Source organism: Saccharothrix lopnurensis (assembly GCF_042658445.1).
Taxonomy (GTDB): Bacteria; Actinomycetota; Actinomycetes; order Mycobacteriales; family Pseudonocardiaceae; genus Actinosynnema; species Actinosynnema lopnurensis.
This window is the reverse complement of record NZ_JBHSQO010000024.1, coordinates 65,042-90,446: the sequence shown is the minus strand read 5'-3', so window position 1 is coordinate 90,446 and position 25,405 is coordinate 65,042. Positions and strand designations below refer to the sequence as shown.

20 protein-coding genes and 1 tRNA gene are annotated in these 25,405 nt (G+C 73.6%); 11 read left to right on the top strand and 10 right to left on the bottom strand.

All coding sequences use genetic code 11. From position 1 onward, the window contains the following. Positions 1-17: 17 nt before the first annotated feature. From ACFP3R_RS22690 to ACFP3R_RS22680, 3 genes are all read right to left on the bottom strand, one after another. Entirely contained in the window at positions 18-3,830 is a 3,813-nt protein-coding gene (locus tag ACFP3R_RS22690; RefSeq protein ID WP_380638380.1) for a hypothetical protein, read from the bottom strand. 18 nt (positions 3,831-3,848) lie between these two features. Then, positions 3,849-5,525 (bottom strand): energy-dependent translational throttle protein EttA, encoded by a 1,677-nt coding sequence (ettA, locus tag ACFP3R_RS22685; RefSeq protein WP_380638379.1) that lies wholly within the window; start codon positions 5,523-5,525, stop codon positions 3,849-3,851. A 318-nt stretch (positions 5,526-5,843) separates the two neighbouring features. After that, a complete protein-coding gene (locus ACFP3R_RS22680) occupies positions 5,844-6,800 on the bottom strand; it encodes a single-stranded DNA-binding protein (RefSeq protein WP_380638378.1) in 957 nt (318 codons plus the stop codon). A gap of 163 nt (positions 6,801-6,963) precedes the next feature. Here ACFP3R_RS22680 and ACFP3R_RS22675 point away from each other — a divergent pair, with 163 nt between their 5' ends. The 3 genes from ACFP3R_RS22675 to ACFP3R_RS22665 are packed head-to-tail and all read left to right on the top strand — an operon-like array spanning position 6,964 to position 9,338. Next, positions 6,964-7,584 (top strand): TetR/AcrR family transcriptional regulator, encoded by a 621-nt coding sequence (locus ACFP3R_RS22675; protein ID WP_380638377.1) that lies wholly within the window; start codon positions 6,964-6,966, stop codon positions 7,582-7,584. Continuing rightward, positions 7,581-8,516 carry an ATP-binding cassette domain-containing protein gene (locus ACFP3R_RS22670; RefSeq protein WP_380638376.1) on the top strand — a complete coding sequence of 312 codons (936 nt, stop codon included), beginning with the start codon at positions 7,581-7,583 and terminating at the stop codon, positions 8,514-8,516. Before ACFP3R_RS22675 ends, ACFP3R_RS22670 begins: the two co-directional genes overlap by 4 nt. Positions 8,517-8,531: 15 nt before the next feature. Further along, positions 8,532-9,338 (top strand): ABC transporter permease, encoded by an 807-nt coding sequence (locus ACFP3R_RS22665; protein ID WP_380638375.1) that lies wholly within the window; start codon positions 8,532-8,534, stop codon positions 9,336-9,338. A 12-nt stretch (positions 9,339-9,350) separates the two neighbouring features. Here the strand turns inward: ACFP3R_RS22665 and ACFP3R_RS22660 are convergent, their stop codons facing one another. Beyond that, positions 9,351-11,303 (bottom strand): bifunctional copper resistance protein CopD/cytochrome c oxidase assembly protein, encoded by a 1,953-nt coding sequence (locus tag ACFP3R_RS22660; protein WP_380638374.1) that lies wholly within the window; start codon positions 11,301-11,303, stop codon positions 9,351-9,353. 79 nt (positions 11,304-11,382) lie between these two features. On the opposite strand from ACFP3R_RS22660, the gene ACFP3R_RS22655 reads away from it, so the two are divergent. Next, complete coding sequence (locus tag ACFP3R_RS22655; protein WP_380638373.1) at positions 11,383-11,952, top strand: DUF3558 family protein; 570 nt, start codon at positions 11,383-11,385, stop codon at positions 11,950-11,952. Here the strand turns inward: ACFP3R_RS22655 and ACFP3R_RS22650 are convergent. Then, positions 11,918-13,105 (bottom strand): MFS transporter, encoded by a 1,188-nt coding sequence (locus ACFP3R_RS22650; protein WP_380638372.1) that lies wholly within the window; start codon positions 13,103-13,105, stop codon positions 11,918-11,920. The two genes, ACFP3R_RS22655 and ACFP3R_RS22650, sit on opposite strands and share 35 nt — an antisense overlap. A gap of 62 nt (positions 13,106-13,167) precedes the next feature. Between ACFP3R_RS22650 and ACFP3R_RS22645 the strand changes: the two genes are divergently transcribed. The 3 genes from ACFP3R_RS22645 to ACFP3R_RS22635 all read left to right on the top strand — a co-directional run bounded on the left by ACFP3R_RS22645 (position 13,168) and on the right by ACFP3R_RS22635 (position 16,262). Continuing rightward, positions 13,168-14,220: a LacI family DNA-binding transcriptional regulator gene (locus ACFP3R_RS22645; protein WP_380638371.1), complete on the top strand. Its 1,053-nt coding sequence runs from the start codon at positions 13,168-13,170 to the stop codon at positions 14,218-14,220. Positions 14,221-14,343: 123 nt separating this feature from the next. After that, positions 14,344-14,416, top strand: a tRNA-Arg gene (locus ACFP3R_RS22640). 505 nt (positions 14,417-14,921) lie between these two features. Then, a complete protein-coding gene (locus ACFP3R_RS22635) occupies positions 14,922-16,262 on the top strand; it encodes an endo-1,4-beta-xylanase (RefSeq protein WP_380638370.1) in 1,341 nt (446 codons plus the stop codon). An 89-nt stretch (positions 16,263-16,351) separates the two neighbouring features. Here ACFP3R_RS22635 and ACFP3R_RS22630 read toward each other — a convergent pair whose 3' ends face one another. Next, positions 16,352-17,653 carry a hypothetical protein gene (locus ACFP3R_RS22630; RefSeq protein WP_380638369.1) on the bottom strand — a complete coding sequence of 434 codons (1,302 nt, stop codon included), beginning with the start codon at positions 17,651-17,653 and terminating at the stop codon, positions 16,352-16,354. A 427-nt stretch (positions 17,654-18,080) separates the two neighbouring features. Here ACFP3R_RS22630 and ACFP3R_RS22625 point away from each other — a divergent pair, with 427 nt between their 5' ends. Further along, entirely contained in the window at positions 18,081-18,542 is a 462-nt protein-coding gene (locus tag ACFP3R_RS22625) for a MarR family winged helix-turn-helix transcriptional regulator (protein ID WP_380638368.1), read from the top strand. Positions 18,543-18,608: 66 nt separating this feature from the next. Further along, the gene (locus tag ACFP3R_RS22620) at positions 18,609-19,238 is read left to right on the top strand and encodes a hypothetical protein (RefSeq protein ID WP_380638367.1); all 630 of its coding nucleotides are present in this window, start codon (positions 18,609-18,611) and stop codon (positions 19,236-19,238) included. A 93-nt stretch (positions 19,239-19,331) separates the two neighbouring features. Here ACFP3R_RS22620 and ACFP3R_RS22615 read toward each other — a convergent pair whose 3' ends face one another. Next, on the bottom strand, positions 19,332-20,921 hold the full coding sequence (locus ACFP3R_RS22615; RefSeq protein ID WP_380638366.1) for an amidohydrolase: 1,590 nt from the start codon (positions 20,919-20,921) through the stop codon (positions 19,332-19,334). Between the two features lie 69 nt (positions 20,922-20,990). Between ACFP3R_RS22615 and ACFP3R_RS22610 the strand changes: the two genes are divergently transcribed. Then, complete coding sequence (locus tag ACFP3R_RS22610) at positions 20,991-21,938, top strand: methionyl-tRNA formyltransferase (protein ID WP_380638365.1); 948 nt, start codon at positions 20,991-20,993, stop codon at positions 21,936-21,938. Here ACFP3R_RS22610 and ACFP3R_RS22605 read toward each other — a convergent pair. The 3 genes from ACFP3R_RS22605 to ACFP3R_RS22595 form a co-directional block, all read right to left on the bottom strand. After that, positions 21,901-22,821 carry a hypothetical protein gene (locus ACFP3R_RS22605; RefSeq protein WP_380638364.1) on the bottom strand — a complete coding sequence of 307 codons (921 nt, stop codon included), beginning with the start codon at positions 22,819-22,821 and terminating at the stop codon, positions 21,901-21,903. The genes ACFP3R_RS22610 and ACFP3R_RS22605 overlap by 38 nt on opposite strands. A gap of 67 nt (positions 22,822-22,888) precedes the next feature. Continuing rightward, entirely contained in the window at positions 22,889-23,542 is a 654-nt protein-coding gene (locus ACFP3R_RS22600; protein ID WP_380638363.1) for a response regulator, read from the bottom strand. Then, the gene (locus tag ACFP3R_RS22595; protein WP_380638362.1) at positions 23,539-24,579 is read right to left on the bottom strand and encodes a sensor histidine kinase; all 1,041 of its coding nucleotides are present in this window, start codon (positions 24,577-24,579) and stop codon (positions 23,539-23,541) included. The genes ACFP3R_RS22600 and ACFP3R_RS22595 overlap by 4 nt, the downstream gene beginning before the upstream one ends. A gap of 82 nt (positions 24,580-24,661) precedes the next feature. Between ACFP3R_RS22595 and ACFP3R_RS22590 the strand changes: the two genes are divergently transcribed. Further along, positions 24,662-25,330, top strand: a complete 669-nt coding sequence (locus ACFP3R_RS22590) for an HNH endonuclease family protein (protein WP_380638361.1) — start codon at positions 24,662-24,664, stop codon at positions 25,328-25,330. Positions 25,331-25,405 lie beyond the last annotated feature (75 nt).

Below are 25,405 nucleotides of genomic sequence, written 5' to 3'. Positions count from 1 at the left end.
TAGAACCTCAAATTGTTTCAGGATTCGGGAAGCGTCCAGGTGTCGAAGCGGGGCGGGTCCACGCGCCGGATCGGACCGGTGGTCTCGTTGTCCGGGTCGGGCGGGCGGACGGGGGCGGGCCGGGGGGCCGTGGCGACGGGCGCGACCGGCGCGTCCGAGGGGACGGGGGGGATCGGCACGGTGTCGTCGTCGGCCGGCGCGGGGTGTGCGGCGCGGTCGGGTTGCGCGACCCGGGGGGCGGGGTCGGCGGGGACGTCCTGGTCCACCTCGTCGGTCCAGCCGGCGGCCTCGTCCTCGCGGCGGGCGTCCTCGTACGCGACCAGGGCTTCGGCCAGGAGTTCGGCGAGGCTGAGGTCGCTCTTGGGGCGGCGCTCGGCGCGGGTGGTGCTCGGCAACTGGATCGGCTTGCTGATCGGCGGGAGGTCGATGGTCCTGCCCCCGACCACGACGGACCTGATGAAAGGTTCCTCCGCGCTGTCGTCCTCGACGTCGGCGGCGCCCAGGAACCCGGTCGGGTCGAGCGACTTGGGCGTGGACGGGGTGGGGGGTGTCGGGGCCGGTTCGGGCTCCGGGGCGGCGACGGGCTCCGGGGCGGGTTCCGGTTCTGGTGCCGGGGTCGGTGCGGACACGGCCTCGGGTTCCGGTTCGGGCGCCAGGTCGGGTGCTGCCGCCGGTTCCGGCAGGAACACCGGCTTCAGGATGGACGTCAGCTCGGACGCGGACTCCGGGGGCGCGGACACGGGTGGCGCGGACACGGGTGTCGGTGACGGCCCGAACAGCGGCGCCGACAACGACAACGACGCGGGCAGCGGCCGGGGTTCGGGTCGGGGTTCGGGCCGGGACACGGGCTCCTGAACGGACCGGGTCTCGTCCACGACCGCCGGGGAGGCCGGCTCCCCCGGCGCTCCGCTCGCGGGCGCGGATTCGGGTTTGATCTCGGTCTCGACCCCAACGGGGGCGTCATCCGCGTCGTGCATGGGGAACGCGGAGGGAACAGAAGCGAAATCCGGCGGTTCGGGCACCCTCGCGGTGGGGATGACCGGGCCCTTCACAAATGCGGCGCCAAGTCCAACCGGCGGAACATCGTCCCGAATCGCGGGCTGAACCATAGTGGGCGAGTCGAACATGTCGACGGGTTCCTCGACGCGGAACCTCGCCGGCGGCTCGACCCGCCATTGCACCTGCTCGACCACGGCGTCCGCGCCGGTGGCGACCTCGGGGCCGGCGGTGGGCACCGGCGCGGCGGACACCGGCTCGACGGCTCCGGGCTCGACGACGTTCGAGTCGGGGACGGCAGGCACCGAGAGGTCGACGACCTCCGGCTGGTCCGAGCCGGCAACTCCGGAGGGGAGTGCTCCGGGACCGGTCGCGGTGGCGGGTTCAGCGGTGGCAGGTTCAGCGGCGACCGGTGCTCCGGTGATGCCGTCCGCACCGTCCGGAGCCCGACGTCGTCCTCCACCGCGCGGGGAGTCGAGCAACCCGGCGGCCTTCAGGCTGTCCAGCACGCTGGACGACTCGCCCGCCTGCTCGGCGGACTGGTCGGGAGTCTCCTCGGTCGCCTCCCGGGCAGCTCGTCGGCGCCCGCTGCGCACCGCCCCGGCCGCGGCGATCAGCCCGGCGGCCGGAACGGTCCGGTCGCCACCGGACTTGGCGGTCGGAGCGGTGTCGGCGGAGGTGTCCTCGCCATCGGTCCAGCCCGCCCCGTCGAGAGCGGTCGGCAGGCTCAGGTCGAACGGCTCGCCACTGCTCGGCGCGGTGCTCGGATCCGCGCCGGTCCGCACGTTCGGCGACAGGTCGTCCGGAGGCGAGGCCACGGGATCGGTAGCGGCTGCTGGAGCGGGTTCCGGCGGGAAAGGACCGCGCAGGATCGGACCGCGCAGGATCGAGCTGGGCAGGACTGGGTTGGGCAGGACGGGAGCAGGCAGGCCAGGACCGGGCGGCGCGGAAACCGGAGGCACGGGAACCGGAGGAGTAGCGCTCGGCGGGAACGCGGGGCCCACGGCCGGGGCGAACAGGCCGGAACCCGGCATCACCGGCCCCGAGGTGGGCACGACCGGCTCGGGAGCGGACGCGGCCGGGCCGGAAACAGGCGCAGCCGGAGCGGCAGTGGTTGTAGCCGGAGCGGCAGTGGTCGGGCCGGCAGCGGTCGGGACCGGGCTGGCGGTCGGGACCGGGCCGGCAGTAGCCGAGACCGGGCCCGGAGTGGGCGCGACGAGCCTGCCGCCGGGAGCGGGGGCGGCGGGGGGCTGGAGGTTCAAGCCGCCCGGAGGGGTGGGGGGCTGGGACAGGGCGGTCGGTTTCGCCTCGATGCTCCGGGCGTGTTCCGGTCGACCCTGCGTGAAGGGCAGCGGCTCCCGCGACTGCGACCCCGGCACCGCGTCCGGGGCCCGGCGACGACCGGCGGGCTTGGACGTGTCTTCCACCTGGTCGCCCCGCCCACCCGGGTGGTCCTGCTGACCCTGCGGTCCCTGTTCGCCCTGCTCACCCTGTTCGCCCTGTTCGCCGAAGGGGTGCACCAGGCGCCAGCGGTCGGCGGCGTGCGCCCTGGCCGCCGAGATGCCCTCGACGGTCATGTCCTCCGCCGCGCGGCGGGAGCGCTTGACGCGCAGGCCCTCGTTGCGGTGGACCTGCACCGGGCGCCACTGGCGCAACTGCTGCTGCCCGACCTCGGGCGCCGGGGTGGTGGTGTCCGGGGCCGGCGGAGCGGTGGGGGCGCCCGTCCGCAGCAGCGTGGCCAGCTGCTCGTGCAGGCTGCCGGCGGACTGGCGGTGGATGCCGGAGAACTCGGCCGCGAGCCTGGCGCGGACCGCGTAGACGGCCCGCGCGCGCCTGCGCTCGGCCGCGTGGGCGGCGCGGAGGTTCGCCAGGGCCTCGGTCAGGTCGCCGGACACCTCGTGGACGTGCGCCAGCGCCAGGAAGCTCTCGGTCTGGAGGGTGTCGAGCTGGTGGCGTTCGGCGCTGTCCGCCACGTCGCGCAGCAGGTCGCGGGCCTGGTCGACCCGCCCCGCGGGCAGGTGGACCCTGGTGGCCAGGGCCAGGCGCAGCCAACCGGCGGTGGCCGCGGAGGGCGCCCGGACGGGGCGCTCCAGGAGCGGGGTGCCCACCCGTGACGCCTCGGCACCCTGGTTGGAGTCCAGCAGGGCGCAGACCAGCTCGACCGTGAGCCTGCCGCGGACCTGGCCGTTGTCCGACTCGGCCTCCCGGAGGCCGTCGAGGAGGGCGAGGCCCTCGCGGCAGGCGACGATCGCCTGCGGGAGGTCGCCCCAGCGGCGGTGCTGCCCCGCGGCCGCGGCGCGGAGCAGGCCGCGGTGCAGGATCGTCGTGTCGTGGTCCAGCAGCGGGTCGGCCTGGTAGAGGCGGTCGGCCTCGTCCAGGGCCTGGCCCAGGGCGGCGCCGCGGCCGACCGAGACCAGGCACTCGCCGGCCTGCACCAAGGCCGAGGCGCGCAGGCCCGGTGGCACGTCGTCCGCTTCGAGGACCGGGCGGACGGCGGCGAAGCCGGTCAGCGGCGCGCCCACCGACCTGGCGCTGTCGGCCAGCTCGACGCGGAGGCGCCAGGCCGTCTCCCGCTCGCCCGCGGCCTCGGCCGCCTTGAGCGCGTCGAGCGCCCGGTCGGCGGTCTTGACGCCCCGGCCCATGCGGTTGCTCGCGAAGATGACCAGTGCCTCCGCGCGCAACCGGTCGACCTCGTCACGGCGGGCGGAGGCGAGCGCGACGGCGCGCTCGCCCAGCACCAGAGCAAGCTCCGGTGCCCGCCAACGCAGCCGCCAGGCGGGCACGACCAGCGTGCTCACCTCGACGTCCGCCTGCGCTTCGCCCCTCGCCGCCACGATGTCGGTACTCGGCTCTCAGTCCCGGGTGAGCTTGCGGTAGGTCACGCGGTGCGGACGTGCCGCCTCCGCGCCGAGGCGCTCGACCTTGTTCTTCTCGTAGCCCTCGAAGTTGCCCTCGAACCAGTACCACTGGGCCGGGTTCTCCTCCGTGCCCTCCCAGGCCAGGATGTGGGTGGCGACGCGGTCGAGGAACCACCGGTCGTGCGAGATGACCACGGCGCAGCCGGGGAACTGCTCCAGCGCGTTCTCCAGCGAGCCCAGGGTCTCGACGTCCAGGTCGTTGGTCGGCTCGTCGAGCAGGATCAGATTGCCGCCCTGCTTGAGGGTCATGGCCAGGTTCAGCCGGTTGCGCTCGCCGCCGGAGAGCACACCAGCAGGCTTCTGCTGGTCCGGGCCCTTGAAGCCGAACGCGCTGACGTAAGCCCGCGACGGCATCTCGACGTTGCCGACGTGGATGTAGTCCAGACCGTCGGAGACGATCTCCCACACGTTCTTCTTCGGGTCCAGGCCGGCGCGGTTCTGGTCGACGTACGAGAGCTTGACCGTCTCGCCGATCTTCACCTCGCCCGCGTCCGCCTGCTCCAGGCCGACGATGGTCTTGAACAGCGTCGTCTTGCCCACGCCGTTCGGGCCGATCACGCCGACGATGCCGTTGCGCGGCAGGCTGAACGACAGGCCGTCGATCAGCACCCGGTCGCCGAAGCCCTTCTTCAGGGACTTGACCTCGACCACGACGCTGCCCAGGCGCGGGCCCGGCGGGATCTGGATCTCCTCGAAGTCGAGCTTGCGGGTCTTCTCCGCCTCCGCGGCCATCTCCTCGTAGCGACCGAGGCGGGCCTTGGACTTCGCCTGGCGGGCCTTGGCGCCCGACCGGACCCAGTCCAGCTCGTCCTTCAGGCGCTTCTGGAGCTTCTGGTCCTTCTTGCCCTGGACCGCGAGGCGCTCGGCCTTCTTCTCCAGGTACGTGGAGTAGTTGCCCTCGTAGACGTGGGCCCGACCGCGTTCGAGCTCCAGGATCCACTGGGAGAGGTTGTCCAGGAAGTACCGGTCGTGGGTGACCGCCAGGACGGCGCCCGGGTACTGGGCCAGGTGCTGCTCCAGCCACAGGACGCTCTCGGCGTCCAGGTGGTTGGTGGGCTCGTCGAGCAGGAGCAGGTCGGGCTTGCTCAGCAGCAGCTTGCACAGCGCCACCCGGCGGCGCTCACCACCGGAGAGCACCTTCACGTCGGCGTCCGGCGGCGGGCAGCGGAGGGCGTCCATCGCCTGCTCCAGCTGGGAGTCGAGGTCCCACGCGTCCGCGTGGTCCAGCTCCTCCTGGAGGACGCCCATCTCCTCCATCAGCTCGTCGGAGTAGTCGACGGCCATCTTCTCGGCGATCTCGTTGAAGCGGTCGAGCTTGACCTTGATCTCGCCCAGGCCCTCCTGGACGTTGCCCAGGACGGTCTTCTCCTCGTTGAGCGGCGGCTCCTGCTGGAGGATGCCCACCGTGTAGCCCGGAGAGAGGTACGCCTCGCCGTTGCCCGGGGTGTCCAGGCCGGCCATGATCTTCAGCACGCTCGACTTGCCGGCGCCGTTCGCGCCGACCAGGCCGATCTTCGCACCGGGGTAGAACATGATGGTGACGTCATCCAGGATGACCTTGTCCCCGTGCGCCTTGCGCACCTTCTTCATGGTGTAGATGAACTCGGCCATGCCCGCGATCGTAGAGCGGTGCCGATCGGGCCCGAACCTCGGACGCCGGCAACGACGTGACGACAACGCAGAGTTAACGCGAACGTGGGTCACCCACACCTGTCACAGGCCCTGAGGACCACCCTGGCGCGATGCCGCGACCAGCGGATCCGATCGGATGCGCGAACTGCTCGTGCTGTCAAGTCCCTCTGCCCGCGTGCGGGTCCGCCCCGAGGCGCCGACCCACGACCTCCCTCCTCCACGCTCGCAACGGCGACGACTGCCCGCCGCATTCTCCGCTGTGATTCCCGCTTGGGAAGCTCTTGTACCCCGATTGCCTCAGAACAGCACTTCGGCCACCCCCTTCGGACGCCCCGCTTCGTCCGGCCGCACCAGCGCCGGCTCACCCTCCCTGCGCGGGGCCACGATTTCGGCGGAGGGGAGGTCGGCGGAGGAGGGGTCGGCGGGTGGCACGGGAGGAGGAGCGGCGGGAGGGGCGGCAGGAGGGGCTGGCGGGGCCGCGGGAGGGTCGGGAACGAGGGCTGGAGGGGCGGGAACGGAGGCCGGCGCTGCGGGTGGAGTAGGCGAGGTCGGCGCAGGGGGCGAGGTGGCGGGTTCAGGGGTGGTCGGGGCCTTCTTCGGGGTCGCGCGGGACGTTGGAGCAGGACGTTTCCGGCCGGTGGGGGCAGGGTCGGCAGGAGCTGGACCGGCAGGAGCAGCGAAGGCCGCACCACCGGCCTGGGCCGCAGCGGTGGGGGCGGCAGGAGCAGCAGGAGCAGGGGCAGCTTCTGGAGCGCCGGCGGCGGAGGCCGCAGGAGCAGGGGCGGCGGCGCGAGCAGCGGCCGGGGCGACGGCAGAGGCGGCGACAGGGGCGGCAGCGGCGACAGGGGCGGCGCTCGCGGGCTGGTCGGCCAGCGCTTCGCCCGGCGCCGCCCTCATCCGCACGGCGCGGGCCGTGCACAGGGCGAGGTTCGGGCCGATCGCGGTCGCCTCGATCTCCACGAGCTGCCGGATCTTCCCGTCGTCCCGCAACTCCTTGATCGACATCCGGCCGGTGACCACCACGGGGTCACCCCGGTTGAGCGAGTTGTACGCGTTGTCGGCGAGCGCCCGCCAGCAGTTGACCGACAGGAACATCTGGCTGCCGTCGGCCCAGCCGCGCTGCTCCTGGTCCCACCGCCGCTCGGTGGTGAACAGCCGGAAGTTCACCCGGCTGAAGCCCGTGCCGACCTCGTGGCGCGTGACCTTGCTGGCCACGTTGCCGCACACGGTGACGCGGGTCTCGTTGTAGGCCATGACCGCCTCCTCTGGTTGATCGCCTGGGACCAGGTTGCCCAGTGCGGGGGCGACGGGAAAGCGGAGGTACGCGACCTGTGGACAACTCACGATCGGGTGACAGACTCAATGAGTGAGCACTCACTCGTTGACATGAGTGAGGACTCACTCATAAGCTGGTCCCATGCCCGAGGAGACCACCCCGCGCCGCAGGCGAGCACCGGCGATGAGCCCGGAGGACCGCCGCGAGGCGATCGTCCAGGCCACCGTCCCGCTGCTGTTCACCCACGGCGCCAACGTGACGACCAGTCAGATCGCCAAGGCGGCCGGCATCGCGGAGGGCACGGTCTTCCGGGCGTTCAAGGACAAGCAGGAGCTGATCCGCACCTGCGTGCAGGCCATCCTCGCGGCCGACGCCGAGCTGGAGCTGATCGACGAGGCCCGCGCGGCGAGCACCCTCGCCGCGCGCCTGTCCTGGGCCATCAGCGCCGTCTCCGGCTACCTGGACCGCATGTGGGCGCTGGCCGGCGTGCTGCGCGAGTCCGGGTTCGACCCGCGCGAGAAGCACGGGGAGCACGGCGAGCACCACGGCCCGCAGGCGGAGATGCAGCGCCTCTCCGAGCGCGTGGCCTCGCTGTTCGGTCCCGAGGACCACCTGCGCGTCGACCCGTCCCTGGCCGCCCGGCTGCTGCTCGGGCTCGTGTTCACCAACCGGATGCAGGGCAGGGGGTTCGGCGACGCCACGGCCGACGTCGACCGGCTCGTCGAGGTGTTCCTGCACGGCGCACTGAGGGGAGACCAGTGAACGACCTCATGATCGAGGCGACGGACGTCGACAAGGCGTTCGGCGCGCACAAGGCGCTCGACGGGGTGAGCGTCACCGTGCCGGGAGGCACGGTGCTCGGCCTGCTCGGCCACAACGGCGCGGGCAAGACGACCCTGGTCAACGTGCTGACCACGCTGCTCCCGCCGGACGGCGGTCACGCCAGGGTGGCCGGGTTCGACGTGGTCCGCGAGGCGCACCGGGTGCGCGGCCGGATCGGGCTGACCGGCCAGTTCGCCGCCGTGGACGAGCAGCTGTCCGGCCTGGACAACCTGGTCCTGATCGCCCGCCTGCTCGGCGCGTCCCCCCGGGAGGCCCGGGACCGGGCCCGCGAGCTGCTGGAGCTGTTCGGCCTCGCGGACGCGGCGAAGCGGGCGTCCCGCACCTACTCCGGCGGTATGCGCCGGCGCCTGGACCTGGCCGCGAGCCTGGTCGGCCACCCCGAGGTGATCTTCCTCGACGAGCCGACCACGGGCCTGGACCCGGCCAGCCGCCTGGGCCTGTGGGAGATCGTGGAGGGGCTGGTCGACGACGGCACCGCGGTCCTGCTCACCACCCAGTACCTGGACGAGGCCGACCGCCTCGCCGACTCCATCACCGTGCTCTCGCAGGGCCGGGTCGTCGCCTCGGGCACCAGCGCCGAGCTCAAGGCCCAGGTCGGGCAGCGCACCGTGACCGTCACCCTGGCCGACGTCGCGGACGTGCCCAAGGCCGCGGAGTCGCTGGAGCGGGCGGGCCTCCAGCCCGTCGCCGCGGCGAACGCGCTCACCGCGCCCGTCACGTCGTCCCGCGAGATCGCCACCGTGGTCCGCGCCCTGGACGAGGTCGGCCTGGAGGCCGCCGAGCTGGCCCTGGGCGAGCCGACCCTCGACGACGTCTACCTCTCCCTCGCCCACCAACCGCACGCGGCCTGAACAGGAGCCCAGGACATGACCACCCTCGCCGCCACGCGGACGCACTGGCGCGGCACCGGCTTCGGCACGCAGGTGCTCGTGCTGACGCAGAGATCGCTCCGCGCGCTGGTCAGCGACCCGCGCATGATCGTCTTCAGCGTCCTCCAACCGCTGATCATGCTGACCCTGTTCAGCCAGATCTTCGCCAGCGTCGCCGCCGCGCCCGGCTTCCCGCAGGGCGTGGCCTACATCGACTTCCTGATGCCCGCGATCCTGGTCAACACCGCCATGCAGTCCTCGCTCCAGGCGGGCGTGGGACTGGTCACCGACATGAAGAACGGCGTGCTGGCCCGGTTCCGCTCGCTGCCCGTCCAGCCGGGCTCGGTGCTCGTCGCCCGCAGCCTGTCCGACCTGGTCCGCACGACCGCGCAGCTGCTGCTGATGCTGGTGTTCGCGGTCGCGGTGTTCGGCTTCTCCCCCGCCGGCGGCCTCGCCGGGATCGCGGGCGCGCTGGCGCTGTCGCTGGCCGTCTCCTGGGGCCTGGGCTGGGTGTTCCTGGCCATCGCCACGTGGCTGCGCAACGCCGAGCTGATGCAGACCGTCGGCTTCCTGGCGATGTTCCCGCTGATGTTCGCCTCCAGCGCCTACGTGCCGATCAGCGGCCTGCCGGGTTGGCTCCAGGCCGTCGCCCACGTCAACCCGCTGACCTACGCGGTGGACGCGGCGCGCGCCATGGCGCTGGCCCACCCCGTCACCGGCGTGGTCGGCGCGCTGGTCACCAGCGGCGCGCTGGCCGCCGCCGGGTGGGCGCTGGCGGTGAAGGGCTTCCGGCGCCCGCTCTAGCCCGGTCCCGCTCTAGCCCTTCCCGGACATCTTGCGCAGCATCGCATTGTACGCGGCCAGGTCCGCGTCGCCGTCCGCGACCGCCCGCCGGTCCGCCCGGCGGGCGTCGCGGCCGTCCGAGCGCGCCCACTGCACCAGCAGCGCGACCATCACCACCAGCAGCGGCAGCTCGCCCGCCGCCCACGCGATGCCGCCGCCCAGCCGCTGGTCGTCCAGCAGGGACGTCACCCACGGCAGGCCCAGCGAGCGGTAGAAGTCCTCGCCGATCACGGTCTGCGAGCTCATCAGCACGATGCCGAAGAACGCGTGGAACGGGATCGAGGCGAACAGCAGCCCGAGCCGGCCCAGCGGCGGCAGCCGGTTCGGCGACGGGTCGATGCCGATCACCGGCCAGTAGAAGACGTAGCCGACCAGCAGGAAGTGGGCGTTCATCGCCAGGTGCGCCCAGTGGTAGTCCAGGGCCCAGTCGAACAGGCCCGAGAAGTACAGGCCGTAGAACGAGCCCACGAACAGCGCCAGCGCCACGAACGGGTTGGTCAGCAGCTTCGCCACCGGCGAGTGCACGAACGCCAGCAGCCACTCGCGGGGCCCGGGCGGGTTGCCCCGGCCCGCGGTCGGCAGCGCCCGCACCGCCAGCGTCACCGGGCCGCCCAGCACCAGCAGGATCGGCGCCAGCATGGACAGCAGCATGTGCGCCTCCATGTGGACGCTGAACATCGCCGGCGCGTACCGGCCCACGCCCGACGACGTGGCGAACAGCACGGTCAGGCAGCCCGCCACCCACGCCACCGCGCGGCCGACCGGCCACGCGTCGCCGCGCTTGCGCAGCCGCCGCACCCCCAGCAGGTACAGCACCGCCAGCACCACCGCGGCGGTGCCGAAGACCAGGTCGAACCGCCAGTCGAACAGCAGGCGGAACGCCGTGGGCGCGCCGTCCAGGTCGTAGCCGACGCGCAGCTCCACCCGGCTGGGCAGGGTGCGGCCCTCGGCGGGTGGCGGCGTGCGGCTCAGCGCGGCGGCCAGGCCGATGGTGGCGAACATCAGCAGGACCTCGACGCCCGCGAGCTTGAGCAGGGTGCGCCCGGACCCGGTGGCGACGACCTGCTTCACGCCCCGCTCGCGCTGGAACCAGCCGATCACGCCCAGCACGGCCAGGGCGAGCGTCTTGCCCAGCAGCAGCAGGCCGTAATCGCTGGTGAACAGCTGGTTCAGCGGCAGCCGCACCCACGCGTTGACCACGCCCGAGACCGCCATCACGATCCAGCAGACCAGGGCCAGCCGGGAGAACCGGGTGGTCGCCAGCGCCAGGTGGTCGCCGCCGCGGCGGCCGTGCGCGAGCAGCGCGATCAGGCCGCCGACCCACAGCGCCGCCGCGAGCAGGTGGTAGAGCAGGCTGTTCGTGGCCACGTCGTGCGAGCCGCCGCCCGAGGAGTGCCCGGTCACCGCCACCGGCACCAGGGCGAACAGCGACAGGAAGAACAGCGCCGTCGTCCAGCCCCAGGACAGCGCCAGCCGGCAGCCCAGGGCCAGCACCGCCACGACCACCGCGGTGACCACCCACGCCTTGGACTGCTCCACCAGGCCCGCGACCTGGAACAGCACCGAGGGCTCCAGGAACGTGGTCACCGGCTGGCCCAGCGCGTCCGCCACCGTGAACGGCACCGCGAGCACCGAGCCCAGCGTCCACACCAGCGCCGCCCACGCGGCCGTGCGCAACGCGGCGTAGCCGTCGGCGGCCAGCGTGCCGCTGTCCTGCGGTGGGACCAGGAACGCCGCCAGCAGCAGGGAGCCGATGGTCACCACCGCGGCCGACTCGGTCAGCACGCGCACGACCATCAGGCCCGAGGTGTCGCCGCCGGTGAGCGCCAGCAGGCCCGCCGTCAGCAGCGCGGCTATGGCCGAGCCGACGACCAGCAGGGGGATCAGACCGGTGCGCTGCGTTCGGGTGGGCGCTTCAGTGGTCACGGGACGAGGGTAGGCGGCGGGGGCGCGGTGCCACCAACCGCCGGACGTGCGCAGATCGCACCCACTACCGTTGCCGGGCGTGACCGGTTCCCGCGCGGCGCTCCTGGCCGTCCTCGTCCTGACCCTGTCCGGCGGGTGCAGCTACTCCGTCCACGGCACGGCGGTGCCGGGGGCCGGGGAGACGGCCTCCGCCCCGGGGTCCACCGCCCCCGGGACGCCGCGGATCGCGCGCCCGCGGACGGTCGTCGGCGTGGAGCCGTGCGGGCTGCTCACCGCGGACGACCTGCGGTCGATCGGGGCGTTCACGAAGGAGCCCGCGCGCAAGGACGACCTGATCCAGGAGTCGTGCCAGTACGTGCTGGACGACGGCTCGTTCGCCGGGCGCACCGTCGTCGCCGCGCTCTACCAGAAGTACCAGGACGTGCGGTCCCGGCAGCCGAAGGGCCGCGAGGTGGTCGTCGACGGGCACTCGGCCTGGGTGTTCTGCGAGGTCAGCGGCGGCTCGATGGCGTGCACGGCGACGCTGGCCGTGAACGCCAACCGCAGCGTCCTGGTCGCGATGACCCAGCCCGGCGGGGTGGAGGAGCAGATGCTGTCGGTGATGCAGCCGCTGCTCAAGGCCGCGCTGAACCGACTGCCCGCCGCGTGACCTCGCGGTCGCGGGAGCGCCGCGCCAGCCACACCGCGGGCACCATCATGGCGATCACGAACGCCACGAAGCCCAGCGACACCGACAGGTTGCTGACGTGGGCGATGCCGCCGACCAGCGGCGGACCCACCAGGAAGCCGGTGTAGGCGACCGTCGTCACCAGGCCGATCTCGCGCTCGCCGCCGGTGCCGTCCTCGCGGCGGCCCGCGTCGCCCGCCAGGTCCATGATCACCGGGAAGGCGAACGCCAGGCCCAGGCCGACGAGGCCGAAGCCGACGTAGCCGGTCGCCGCGACCGGGACGAGCACGACCAGCGCCAGACCCGCCGCGGCCACCACCGCGCCGCCCGCGAGCAGGCGGTACGGGCCCAGCCGGCGCTGCACGGACTCGCCGAACAGGCGCGCGACGGCCATCGCGATGGAGAAGCCGACGTAGGCGGCCGCCGCGGCGCTCTCGCTGAGGCCGCGCTCGTTGACGAAGAACAGCGCGGACCAGTCGGAGGTGGCGCCCTCCGCGATCGCGGAGAACAGCGTGATCGTCGCCAGCAGCCACAGCAGCGGGCGCTTGACCACGGGGCGGTCGTCCGCCGACGCGGCGCCGGTCTCGCCGGTGGCCCCCGGCACGGCCCGCAGCACCCAGGCGATGGCGACCACGCCGACGACCGCGGCGGTGAGCAGGTGGCGGGTCAGGTCCCAGCCGACGCCCGCGGCCACGGCCGCGCCGAGCGAGCCGATCAGGCCGCCGACGCTGAAGCCCGCGTGGAACTGCGGCATCAGCGGGCGGTCCAGGGCGCGGGTGACGGCCACCGCGGCGACGTTCATGCCCACGTCCAGCATCGCGCCGCACGAGCCGAGCACGAACAGGACCAGGCCCAGGTGCAGCGGCGTCGTGGCGAGGGTGAGCGAGGGCACCGCCACCACCGTGATGGCCGCGCCCACCAGGACCAGGCTGCGCGCGCCGACCCGCGCGCAGATCCGGGCCGCGAACGGCGCGGTGAGCGCGAGGCCGACGCTGGCGCCCAGCAGGGCCAGGCCGAGGGTCGCCTCGGTGGCGCCGACCTGGTTGGCCAGCGCGGGCATCCGGGCGGCCCAGGACAGGAACATCGCCCCGTTGAACAGGAACACCGCGAAGACGGCGAGGCGTGGCGTCGGCATGGTGACGAGTGTGACTGAAGCGCTTCAGAACGTCCACTCCGATACCTGGTTAGGCTCCTCGCGTGGACCGCCCCCGGAAGCCGACGCTCGACACGGTCGCCAGTGCCGTCGGCGTGTCGCGCGCGACGGTCTCCAACGCCTACAACCGGCCGGACCAGCTGTCCGCCGCGTTGCGCGAGCGCATCCTGGCCGCGGCCGCCTCGCTGGGGTACGGGGGGCCGGACCCGGTCGCGCGCAGCCTCGCGACCAGGCACAGCGCGGCGGTCGGGTTCATGCTCGGGCAGCAGCTGTCCACGTCGTTCTCCGACCCGGCGCTGTCGATCGTGCTCGACGGGCTGGCCTCGACCGTGGACGGGCACGACCACTGCCTGGTGCTGATGCCGGGCAACGACCGGGGCGGACCGCGACCGGAGACCGTGGCGCGGGCGCAGGCCGACGTCGTGGTGGCGTACTCGCTGCCGGACGACGCGCCCGCCCTGGCCGCCGTGCGGGCGCGCGGGCTGCCGATGGTGGTGATCGACCAGCCCGTGCTGCCGGACACCGCGCGGGTCGAGGTGGACGACCTCGGCGGGGCGCGGCTGGCCGCCGAGGCGCTGCGCGACCTGGGGCACCGCCGGTTCGGCGTGCTGACCTTCGCGCTGCGCCCGGACGGGCACAGCGGGCCGGTGTCGGCCGAGCGGCTGACGGCGGCGCCGTTCCGGGTCACCCGGGACCGGCTGCACGGGTACCTGGAGGTGGCCGGCCCGCAGCCGATCTGGGAGTGCGCGCGGAGCAGCCGCGAACCGGGGCGCGAGGGCGCGCGCGAGCTGCTGTCCGCCTCCCCCCGGCCGACGGCGCTGCTGTGCGCCTCGGACGAGCTGGCGTTCGGCGCGCTCCAGGCGGTGCGCGACCTCGGGCTGCGGGTACCCGACGACGTGTCCGTGGTGGGTTTCGACGACGTGCCGGCGGCCGCGCACGCGGATCCGCCGCTGACTACGGTGCGTCAACCCCTGACGGAGAAGGGGCGGCGCGCCGGCGAACTGGCGCTGCGCCTGCTGGACGGCGCCAGACCGAGCGGACCCACAAGACTGCCCGTTTCCCTGGTCGCCCGCGAGTCGACGACGGCTCTGACGTGATGCACGTCACTTTTTTGCCGTTCTGATCACACTTCTGGCGCGGGATGGAAACGCGAAGCATCGTCCGGACGATGTGTCCGGTGGGACCGACCTCGCAGCTACGGCGCGTGGCCGGCACCCCGAGCCTCCGTAGCTCAGTGGAGAGAGCGAGGGACTTCTAATCCCGAGGTCGCAGGTTCGAATCCTGCCGGGGGCGCTCGACGGACCGGGCCCCTGACCTGTGCGACAGGTCGGGGGTGCCGGGGGTCATCACCGATGGGGCGCGTGTGCGATCCGCCCGCCGGACTTCGAAAGAGTATCGGTTCCGCCGCTTGGCGTCTCCCCCCTGTACTGCCATTGGCCCAGTGGCGACCTGGTGCGCGCACGCCGGTGGTTCGAAATTTGCGAATATAGTTTCGAAGATTTTCGATACCTCCCACCTGGTGCGACCGTTTCCGACGTCGTCGACCAAGCATGGCGGATAACCGAGTTGAAGATGGCTTGAGCTGGCCTTTTGGACCTCAGAGTGGATCAAGGTTAATCGATTCGCCTTCGAGGCGGCGGGGGTGTCGATGACGGCACCGGAGGTGCCTGGAGCGGCTCGGGCGAGCGAAACAGAGCCTTGTCTCGCCCATCTTTTTCGGTTGATACTGCTGAAAGTTTCAGTCGATCACCCGCTCCACCTGCGCCGACCGCAGGTGCTCCCCAGAAGGTGCCAACACATGAAGCTGACAGTGAAGTCAGTCTCACGGGTCGCGCTCGTGTCGACACTGGTGGCCGCCGCCACGGGTGCGGCGGTGCTCGTGGCCTCGCCCGCCAGCGCCGCGACCACCCTCGGGGCCTCGGCTGCCGAGAGGGGGCGTTATTTCGGCACGGCGGTGGCGGCGAACAAGCTGTCGGACTCGACCTACGTGGGCATCCTCAACCGTGAGTTCGACATGGTCACGGCCGAGAACGAGATGAAGATCGACGCCCTGGAACCGCAGCAGAACCAGTTCAACTACGCCAACGCCGACCGGATCGTCAACCACGCCCGCAACCAGGGCAAGAAGGTGCGCGGGCACACCCTCGCCTGGCACTCGCAGCAGCCCGGCTGGATGCAGAACATGAGCGGGTCGGCGTTGCGCAGCGCCATGCTCAACCACGTCACCAAGGTCGCCACCTACTACCGGGGCAAGATCCACTCCTGGGACGTGGTGAACGAGGCGTTCGCGGACGGCAGCTCCGGCGGTCGTCGTGACTCCAACCTCCAGCGCACCGGCAACGACTGGATCGAGGCCGCGTTCCGCGCCGCCCGCGCCGCCGACCCGGGCGCGAAGCTCTGCTACAACGACTACAACACCGACAACTGGTCGCACGCCAAGACCCAGGGCGTCTACCGGATGGTCCAGGACTTCAAGACCCGCGGCGTGCCCATCGACTGCGTCGGGTTCCAGGCCCACTTCAACAGCGGCAACCCCGTGCCCTCGAACTACCACACCACGCTCCAGAACTTCGCCAACCTCGGCGTCGACGTCCAGATCACCGAACTCGACATCGAGGGCTCCGGCTCGACCCAGGCCCAGCAGTACCAGGGTGTGGTGCAGGCTTGCCTGGCCGTGTCGCGCTGCAACGGCGTCACCGTCTGGGGCATCCGCGACAGCGACTCCTGGCGCGCCTCGGGCACCCCGCTGCTGTTCGACGGCAGCGGCAACAAGAAGGCCGCCTACAACTCGGTGCTCTCCGCGCTGAACAACGGCTCGTCGACGAATCCGACCACGCCGACCAGCCCCACCACGCCGACCAACCCGGGCGGCGGCTGCACCGCGACCTACTCCGCCGGCCAGAGCTGGAGCGACCGCTTCAACGGCCAGGTGACCGTCTCCGGCGCGAGCAACTGGATCGTCACGGTCACGACGTCCTCGCCGCAGAAGATCATCGCCACCTGGAACACCGCCGCGAGCTGGGACTCCAGTGGCAACGTGATGACCGCCCGCCCCAACGGCAACGGTGACGTCTTCGGCTTCACCGTCCAGCACGGCGGCAACACGAGCCGGCCCACCGTGTCCTGCCGGGTCGGCTGACCGACCGCGATGACCGAGGGGGTCCGGCAGCGTCGCCGGGCCCTCCTCCCCGTTCCCGGGTCCGGTGGTGCGACCAGCGCGGCAAGGGGTCACGCGGTTCGGCAGCAGGTCGTCGCCCGGCACGGCCAGCTGACCGCGGAGCCCACGGTGACCAGGGCGGCGTGGGTGAGGAACTGGTCGCGCCGGGCGCGCTCGTCCAGGTGCGAGCAGCCGCACGGCTCGGAGGTGACCGGCCGCTCGTGGTGGGCCAGGCCCATGTAGCCCGGCGGGATGCCCAGGCCGTGCGCGATGGCGGCGAGGGTGTCGTAGTCCTCGACCCGGCCGCCGTCGAGCACCCGGTGGACCTCCCGCGCCGGCCGGTCGGTCAGCTCGGCGATGCGTCGCGCGGGCACGCCGTGCCCGATGAGCAGGCGGTAGGCGGTGGTGATGTCGCGCGACGCCAGCGCGGCGCGCATCTCGTGCTGCTCCCACAGGTCCGGCAGGTCGGGGCGGGCGCGGACCGGGCGCACGGCCCGTTCCCGCACGGCCGGGCCCGGCGCGGTGGCGGCCAGCCACTCGACCCAGGCCCGGTCCGGTTCGCCGGTGGTGGTGGTCGAGCGGCGGTGGGCGGTGGTCAGGGCCACGCCGCGCACCGCGTCGCGGAACTCGTGCGCCACCGCCGCGGCGCCCGCGATGCCGCAGGCGGACCGGGTCAGGATGGCGGCGACCGACCGGCTGGGCGGACCGCCGCGCCAGTGCAGCTCCAGCACGTCGCCGACGACCACGCCGTCCAGCCAGGCCGCGCCCCGCCACAGCGGCAGGCGGCGCAGGACGCCGCTCATCAGGCCGGCGGGTGTGGGTGGCGGCGGGACCGGGGCGAGCCCGGCGGGTTCGGCCGGCCCGGTGGCCCCGGCGGATTCGGCGAGCCCGGTGAGCCCGGCGGGTTCGGCCGGCTCGACGGATTCGGCCAGCCCGGCGGCCGCGCGCCGCCAGCGCTTCCTGGTGACGCCGAGCAGCCGGAGCTCGCCGTCGGGGGCGCGCAGGTCGAGGTGGTCGCGGCCGGGGTGGGCGCGCAGGCCCGGGACGCCGCGGACCCGGCCGCCCGCGGTCGTCGGCAGCACCTCGGCCAGCAGGTCGTCCAGCGCGGTGTCGTCGACCTGGAGGCCGACCGCGTGCGAGCCGAGCTGCACGCGGTTGATCAGGGAGGTCGGGCGCAGGGGGTGGCCGCGGCGGCGCAGGCCGGCCATGGCGCGCACGGCCGCCTGGAGGAACTCGGCCTCGACCCGGGCCTGGCCGGGGGTGGTGGCGCGGGGCACCAGGGCCTGGCCGTCGGTGGTGCGCTGCCGGCGCACCGCGTTGGGCGTCTCACCGGTGCACCGGCAGCGCCGGCGCAGGTCGGAGCTTGTGAACACGGGGAACCTCCGCGGCCGCCGCCCGGTCGGCGCCACCGGGTCCGCGCACGCCGAACCACGGGAGTGGAGTGGGGATGCGGACACGCCCACGCGGGACGCGCTTCGGAGGCACTCGCTCCAACCGGGTCAGGAGGAGCCTCGGCGGCAGCCGCACCTGCCAGGTCACGAAACTACAACACCGGCAGGTGGGGCGGGCCGCTGATCACTCGAAGGTGCGAGCGGGTCAGGCGATCGGGTTCCGGGTCCTCGGCGTGGGCCCGCTCCCGGAACGGGTGCTCGTCGGTGGCCACAGGGGTGGCCACCGGGGGTGGCGCCGACGACGTCCTCGACCGGCCCGCGGGCACGCGGCGCCGGCGGACGTCCTGATCACGGGCGTGGCGCCCGCCGGAGGGGTGCCCGGGAACGGCCGTTCCCGGTCCCGGCCCTGGTGGCGCGCATAGGATGGGAGGTCCACGAGCCGCTCACCAGGGGGTCGACGTTGTCCGTCCACGCCACGTGGTCCGGTCTGCGGGCGCTGCACCACCGGATCAACGCGAACCTGGAGCGGGCCCTCCAGCGGCGCTTCCACTTCGGCCTCTCGGAGTTCGCCGCGCTGTCCGCGCTGGTGCGGGCGCCGGACGGCGGGCTGCGGATGCAGGAGCTGACCGAGGTGGTCGGGCTGAACCAGAGCTCGGTGAGCAGGCTGGTGGCCCGGCTGGAGCAGTCCGGGCTGACCGGGCGGGAGCTGTGCGAGACCGACCGGCGCGGGGTCTACAGCTGCATCACCCCCGCGGGGCGCGAGGTCCAGGCCGCCGCGGCGACGTTCTTCGACGAGACCCTGGAGACGATCTTCACCGAGGTCTCCCGGGACCCGGAACTGGGCCCGATGCTGGCCAAAGTGCGTGCTTGAGGGCGGTTTTCTGTCGGTGCCACGCGGTAGGATCGAACACGAGTTCGAGCCCGAGGGGAGCATGCCGTGGCACCGATCAGCGTCACCGCCCTGTCCTTCACCGAGTACGTCATGAGCGGCCAGCGCGGCCGGATCAGCATCGTGAACGACCAGCGGCGGATCTACCTGTCGTCGGAGCACTGGGTCGCCGGTTTCTACAACCCGATGCGCGACGCGATGCGCCGGGCCGCGAACTCGCCCGACCCGGAGGCCGAGCTGGAGAAGGCCGTCGGCACGGCGTTGGACCACCCGCGGGCCGGGCAGCTGCGGGCGTTCGAGGAGATCAAGGCCGGGTTCCTGCCCTGGCTGCTGGAGACCAGGGCCACCGGGGTGCCGACCGGGTCGGCGCGCTGGCACGCGGGCGACCTGGAGCTGAAGGTGCGGCCGCACCTGGGGCTGATCGCGCCGGACGGGACTCGGGCCGCGGTGATGGTGTACGTGAAGGAGCCGCCGCTGACCCAGGAGTCGGCGAACGTGGCGCTGCGCATCCTCCAGCAGACCATGGACGACGTGCTGCCGGGCGCCACGCCGCTGGTGCTGGACGCGCGGCGCGGCCAGGCGTTCCGGATGTCCCGGCGGACGAACCTGACCAAGCTCGACGCCCTGATCGCGGCCGAGGCCGCGGGCTACGTCGTCCACTGGCGGATGAGCGCGTGACCCCGGGCGCCGGCCCCCGCCCGTCCCGGGGGCCGGCGCGCGGGGTCAGCCGGCGGCGGGACCCTCGGGTCAGCCGGCGGCGAACCCTCGGGGTCAGTCCGCGGCGAGACCCGCCGCGTCGTGGGCGAAGTCCCCGCCGACCACGGTGGCCAGCACCCCGATGTCCCCGATCCGCGACACCTCGCAGGTCAGCGGGTCGGTCTCCAGGACGGCGAAGTCGGCGTGCCGCCCCGGCGCGACGCGGCCCAGCACGTGCTCCAGCCGGCAGGCGTAGGCGCCGCCGAACGTGTAGGCCCGCAGCGCCTCCTCGACCGTCACGGCCTCGTCCGGGCCGATCGCGGCGCCCGCCCGCGACAGCCGCTCGACCATGAACTGGACCGCGCGCAGCGGGCTGCCGTCGACCACCGGGCGGTCCGAGCTGCCGGCGAGCACGATCCCCCGGTCGAGGAACGCCCGCCCCCGGTACATCCACGGCGCCCGCTCCGGCCCCATGACGCGCGCGTAGTCGTCCCCGTAGGCCCACAGGAACGAGGGCTGGACCACCGGGACCACCCCCAGCCCGGCGATCCGGTCCAGCTGGTCGGGCCGCACCAGCCCGCAGTGCTCGACGCGGTGCCGGGCGTCGGGCCGGGGCACCACCCGCTGGGCCTCCGCCAGCGCGTCCAGCGCGAAGTCGACCGCCCGGTCCCCGATCGCGTGCACGGCCAGCTGCCACCCGGCCGCGTGCCCGTCCAGGATCGCGGCGCGCATCACGTCCGGGTCGTCCTGGAGCTGACCGGCCGTGTCCAGGCCCGCGTAGGGCTCGGTCAGGGCGGCGGTCCGGGCCATCATGCCGCCGTCGGTCCACAGCTTCAGCGCGCCGATGGACAGCCGGTCGCCGCCCAGGCCGGTGCGCAGCCCCAGCGGCACGGCCCGCCGGATGCCGTCGGCGACGTGGGCGACCACGGGTTCCAGGCGGTCGGCCGACACCATCAGCTGCACCCGGATCGGCAGGTCGGCCCGCTGGTACGCCTCCACCTCCAGCGGGCTGCTGCCGATCAGGCCGCCGCCCACGCCGGCCTCGGCGGCCAGCACGACGCCCTCGTGGGCGCACTGCGCCGCGCCCAGCGCCACGTCCGAGGCGATCTCGTCGAGGGAGTAGGGCAGCCGCAGGGCCCGCACGGCGGTCTGCGCGCCCTCGGCCAGGAACCCGGTGGGCCTGCCGTCCGGGCCGCGTCGCGCCTCCCGCAGCACGGACGCGGGCAGCAGCTCCAGCACGTCGCCGCTCACCACGCAGGCGTGCCCGGACAGGTCCTGCACGTACACCCGGGACCCGACCAGGTCCAGGTCGCGCGAGGTCAGCGGCCGGTCCAGGGCCCGGTGGTCGTACCCGGCCACCTCCAGCCAGCCGGCCGACCCCGGCAGGGCCCGCAGCACGTCCACCACCTGCGCCGCGGTCGCGCACCGGGAGATGTCCGCGGTCCGCGACGCCCGCCCGGCCCAGGCCAGGTGGGTGTGCGCGTCGACGAACCCGGGCAGTAGCACCGCCCCGTCCAGGTCCACCACCCGCCGGGCGGGCAGGTCGGCCACGTCGGCGTCCAGGCCGACCACCCGGCCCGCCCACACCCCCACCCCGGTCGCCACCGGCCTGGCCGGGTCCATCGTCACGACCCGGCCGTTCACGTACTTCTGGTCCAGGATCACCCGCGCAGGCTAGCGAACGCCCACTTAGGTTAGGGTTCCTTAAGTTAGGTGAGGCTAAGGAGAGCAGCCATGCGCGTCGTCATGTTCGGCTACCAGACCTGGGGCCACCGCACCCTCCAGGCGCTGCTGGACTCCGAGCACGAGGTGGTCCTGGTGGTCACCCACCCCAAGAGCGATCACGCCTACGAGCGCATCTGGAGCGACTCGGTCGCCGACCTCGCCGCCGAGCACGGCGTCGAGACCCTGGTCCGCGAGCGGCCGGACGACGACGAGCTGCTCCAGCGGCTCGAGGAGGTCGACCCGGACGTCATCGTCGCCACCAACTGGCGCACCTGGATCCCGCCGCGCGTCTTCACCCTGCCCCGGCACGGGACGCTGAACGTGCACGACTCGCTGCTGCCCGCCTACGCCGGCTTCTCGCCGCTGATCTGGGCGCTGATCAACGACGAGAAGGAGGTCGGCGTCACCGCGCACCTGATGGACGAGACGCTGGACGCCGGTGACGTCGTGCTCCAGCGGTCGGTCCCGGTCGGCCCCCGCGACACCACCGCCGACCTGTTCCACAAGACGCTGGAGCTGTTCGGCCCGATCACCGTCGACGGGCTCGCCGAGATCGCCTCGGGCCGCACGGACTTCGCCAAGCAGGACCGGTCGAGGGCGAGCTTCTTCCACAAGCGGGCCGAGGAGGACCTGCGCATCGACTGGACGTGGGAGGCCGAGGAGCTCGACCGGCTGGTCCGCGCCCAGTGCGCGCCGTACCCGAGCGCGTTCTGCTTCCACCGGGGCAGGCGGCTGGAGATCGTCGAGGCCGAGGTCTCCGCGCAGCGCTACGGCGGCACGCCCGGCCGCGTCTTCTACCGCGAGGGCGACGGCGTGGCCGTGGTGGCGGGCGCGCTGGCCCGGCGCGGCCACAACCACGCGCTGCTGGTGAGGAAGGTCCGCACCGAGGACGGCCGCGAGCTGGGCGCGACCGACTACTTCACGCACATGGGCGGGTACCTGACGAGCCGGCCCTGAGACCGAGCACCACCAGCAGCGCCCAGGTCAGCGCGATGAGCACGGCGTGCGCGACCAGCGGTCCGGGTGACTTCTCCACCAGGAACCAGCCCAGCCACGTGTAGGTGACCAGGGCGCCGGCCGCCGCCGCGAACCGGTGGCCGGCGCCCCACCGCGCGCCGCGCCCGAACCACAGCCCGAGCGCGGCGGCGACGACCAGCCAGCCGATCTTGAGCGCGAACCCGGTCCAGTCGTCGGGCATGAGGACGAACAGCGAGGACAGCAGGAACGCGCCGACGCCCACCACCCGCGGCCGCGGCACGCGCCGGTCCACCCGGGGCCGGGGGCGCGGCGGCAGCGCGGCCAGGACGAGGGCGACCACGGTGAGGGCGGCCCCGACGCGCTGCGCCGGCGTGGCGAGGAACCCCTCGGCGCGCAGCAGGAAGCGGAACACCAGGGCCGAGCCCCCGGCGAAGACCAGCGCGCACACCGCCAGGCCGGTGCGCCCCAGCCAGGGGCCGGGTCGGGCCGCGGACTCCACCAGCGCGATCGGCACGCCGATGCTCCACACCGCGTGGCCGACCACGAAGGCCAGCGCGTTCACCGCGCTGATGCCGAGCGCCGGGACCGGGGTCACCTCCAGGAACCGGTGCCCCTCGAAGTCCGGGTTGAACAGCGACTGGTCCAGCAGCCCCGCCTCCAGCACCCCGTAGGCCAGGCCGAGCACGAGGATCGCCGGCCAACCGCGACCGGTGCGCCGGGCCACCTCGCGGATCAGCACCGCGCCCCCGCCGTACATCCCGGCGAGCACGACGAGCGCGGGCAGCGCCGACACCGGGACGTTGCCGAGGACGTACTCGCCGACCAGGGGCGCGAGGAGCAGGAGGGACAGCGTGGGCCACATGCCCCGGACGCTAGGGAAGCCGGACGCCCGGCACATCGGGCGCGGGAACGGTCCCCGGCCTCATCCCTCAGGCGGAGCGCGGGCGGACCAGGCCCACCTCGTAGGCGAGCACCACGGCCTGCACGCGGTCGCGCAGGCCGAGCTTGCGCAGCACCGCGGAGACGTGCGTCTTCACCGTCGCCTCGGTCAGCACCAGGTGGGCGGCGATCTCGGCGTTCGACAGGGCCAGCGCCACCAGGCGCAGCACCTCGCGCTCCCGCCCGGTCAGCACGTCCAGCGCGCGGGGCGACGGCGCGGGCAGGGCCCGCACCAACCGGTCCAGCAGCCGCCTGGTCACCGACGGCGCGAGCAGCGCGTCACCGCGGGCCACCACCCGCACCGCCTCCACCAGCTCCACCGGCCGCACGTCCTTGAGCAGGAACCCGCTCGCGCCCGCGCGCAGCGCCGCGTACACCGAGTCGTCCACGTCGTAGGTGGTGAGCACCAGCACGCGCGCCACGGCGCCCGAGGCGACGATCTCGCGGGTCGCGGTCAGGCCGTCCACGCCGGGCATCCGCACGTCCATCAGGACCACGTCGGGGTCCAGCGCGGCGGTCAGCTCGACGGCCTCCGCGCCGTCCGCGGCCTCGCCGACCACCTCGACGTCGTCCCGCGACTCCAGGATCATCCGGAACCCGCCGCGCACCAGCGCCTGGTCGTCGGCGATCAGCACGCGGATCACGCGGTCACCGCCAGCGGGAGGCGGGCGCGCACGCGGAAGCCGCCGCCGGGCGCCGGGCCCGCCTCGACCGTGCCGCCGAGCAGCGCGGCCCGCTCGCGCATCCCGGCGATGCCGCGGCCCGGACCGACCGGCGCGCCGCCGCGGCCATCGTCGCGGACCTCCAGCTCCAGCACACCGCCGTCGTCGCGCACCAGCACCTCCGCCCGGCTCGCGCGGGCGTGCCGCAGGGTGTTGGTCAACGCCTCCTGCACGATCCGGTAGGCCGACTGGTCGACGCCCGGGGGCAGCGGCGGCCGCTCGCACCGCACGTCCACCAGCAGGCCCGCCGCCCGCAGCGGCCCGACCAGGTCGGCCAGCCGGTCCAGGCCGGGGCGCCCGTCCGGGCCGGCGAGAAGCTTGCGCAGCTCGTCGAGCGTGGCGCGACCGGTCGCCTCGATCGACCGCAGCGACTCGCGCGCCCGGTCCGGGGCGCGGTCGAACACGTCGTCCGCGGCGGCCGCCTGCACCACGATCACCGAGACGCCGTGCGCGATCACGTCGTGCAGCTCGCGGGCGATCCGGGCCTGCTCCTCGGCCACGGCGCGCTCGGCGGCCTGCGCCACGGCGACCCGGCGGTTGCGCACCGCCTCGCCCAGCGCCCACACCACCACCGCGACGGCCAGCACGAACCGCGCGTCCTCGGCGGTGGTGGTGCGGAAGTTCAGCGAGACCAGGCCCAGCAGCAGGGCCAGGGCGGGCAGCGACAGCCGGGGCGGCCGGGTCGCGGCGAGCGAGCCGACGGCGACCAGGGCCGCGAGCGGGAACACGGTCATCGGCGCGACCAGCTGGACGGCGAGGCCCCCGGCGAGCGCGACGGCCGTGACCGGGACCGGGTGGCGGCGACGCCACCACAGCGCGGCGCCCGACACCAGCGCCGCCAGGGCCGTGAGCACCGTGACGACCCCGGCGTACCGAGACGTGCCCAGGACCGCGACCGCGCAGAGCAGCGCGACCGCGACCGGCACGACCACGTCGAACGCCATTCGAAGCACGCGCACGGGTGGAATTGTCCCAGGGCGTTCGGGTGCGGTGTTCGGATCGGGTGTTTGCACGGCGGCCGACATCACTGATCATGGGTGCATGAGTGGCAAGCGGTCGTCCACGGTCGCCGGCGTCGTCCTGTTGGTCCTGGTGATCATCGTCGGCTACTACATATCCCGGGAGCCGGACACCGACCAGGCGCCGGGCGGCGGGCCGACGACGTCCGGGCCCGCCGCGCCCGGCGACGACCCGGCGGCGCAGCTCGCGGCCCTGGCCCTGGCGCCCGAGGGGAAGATGACCGGTTACAGCCGCGACCGGTTCCCGCACTGGAGCTCCCAGGGCGACTCCTGCGACACGCGCGAGATCGTGCTCCAGCGGCAGGGCTCGGACGTGCAGGTGGACGACCAGTGCCGGGCCACCTCCGGGACGTGGGTCAGCCCGTACGACGGGGTGACCGTGACGCAGGCGGGCGACCTGGACATCGACCACACCGTGGCGCTGGCCGAGGCGTGGCGGTCGGGCGCGGCCGAGTGGACCGACGAGGAGCGCAAGAAGTTCGCCAACGACCTGGGCGGGTTGCAGCTGTTCGCGGTGACGGCGAGCAGCAACCGGTCCAAGGGCGACCAGGACGTGGCCAAGTGGAAGCCCCCGGTGGAGGACTACTGGTGCACCTACGCGCGGTCGGTGGTGTCGGTGAAGACGCTGTACTCGCTGAGCGTGGACGAGGCCGAGCGCGACGCGCTGGCGACGATGCTCCAGACCTGCTGACCCCGGGGCGGGCACCCCTCCGGGGGTGCCCGCTCAGGACTGCTCGCTCAGGGGTGCCAGGGGTGCTCGCTCAGG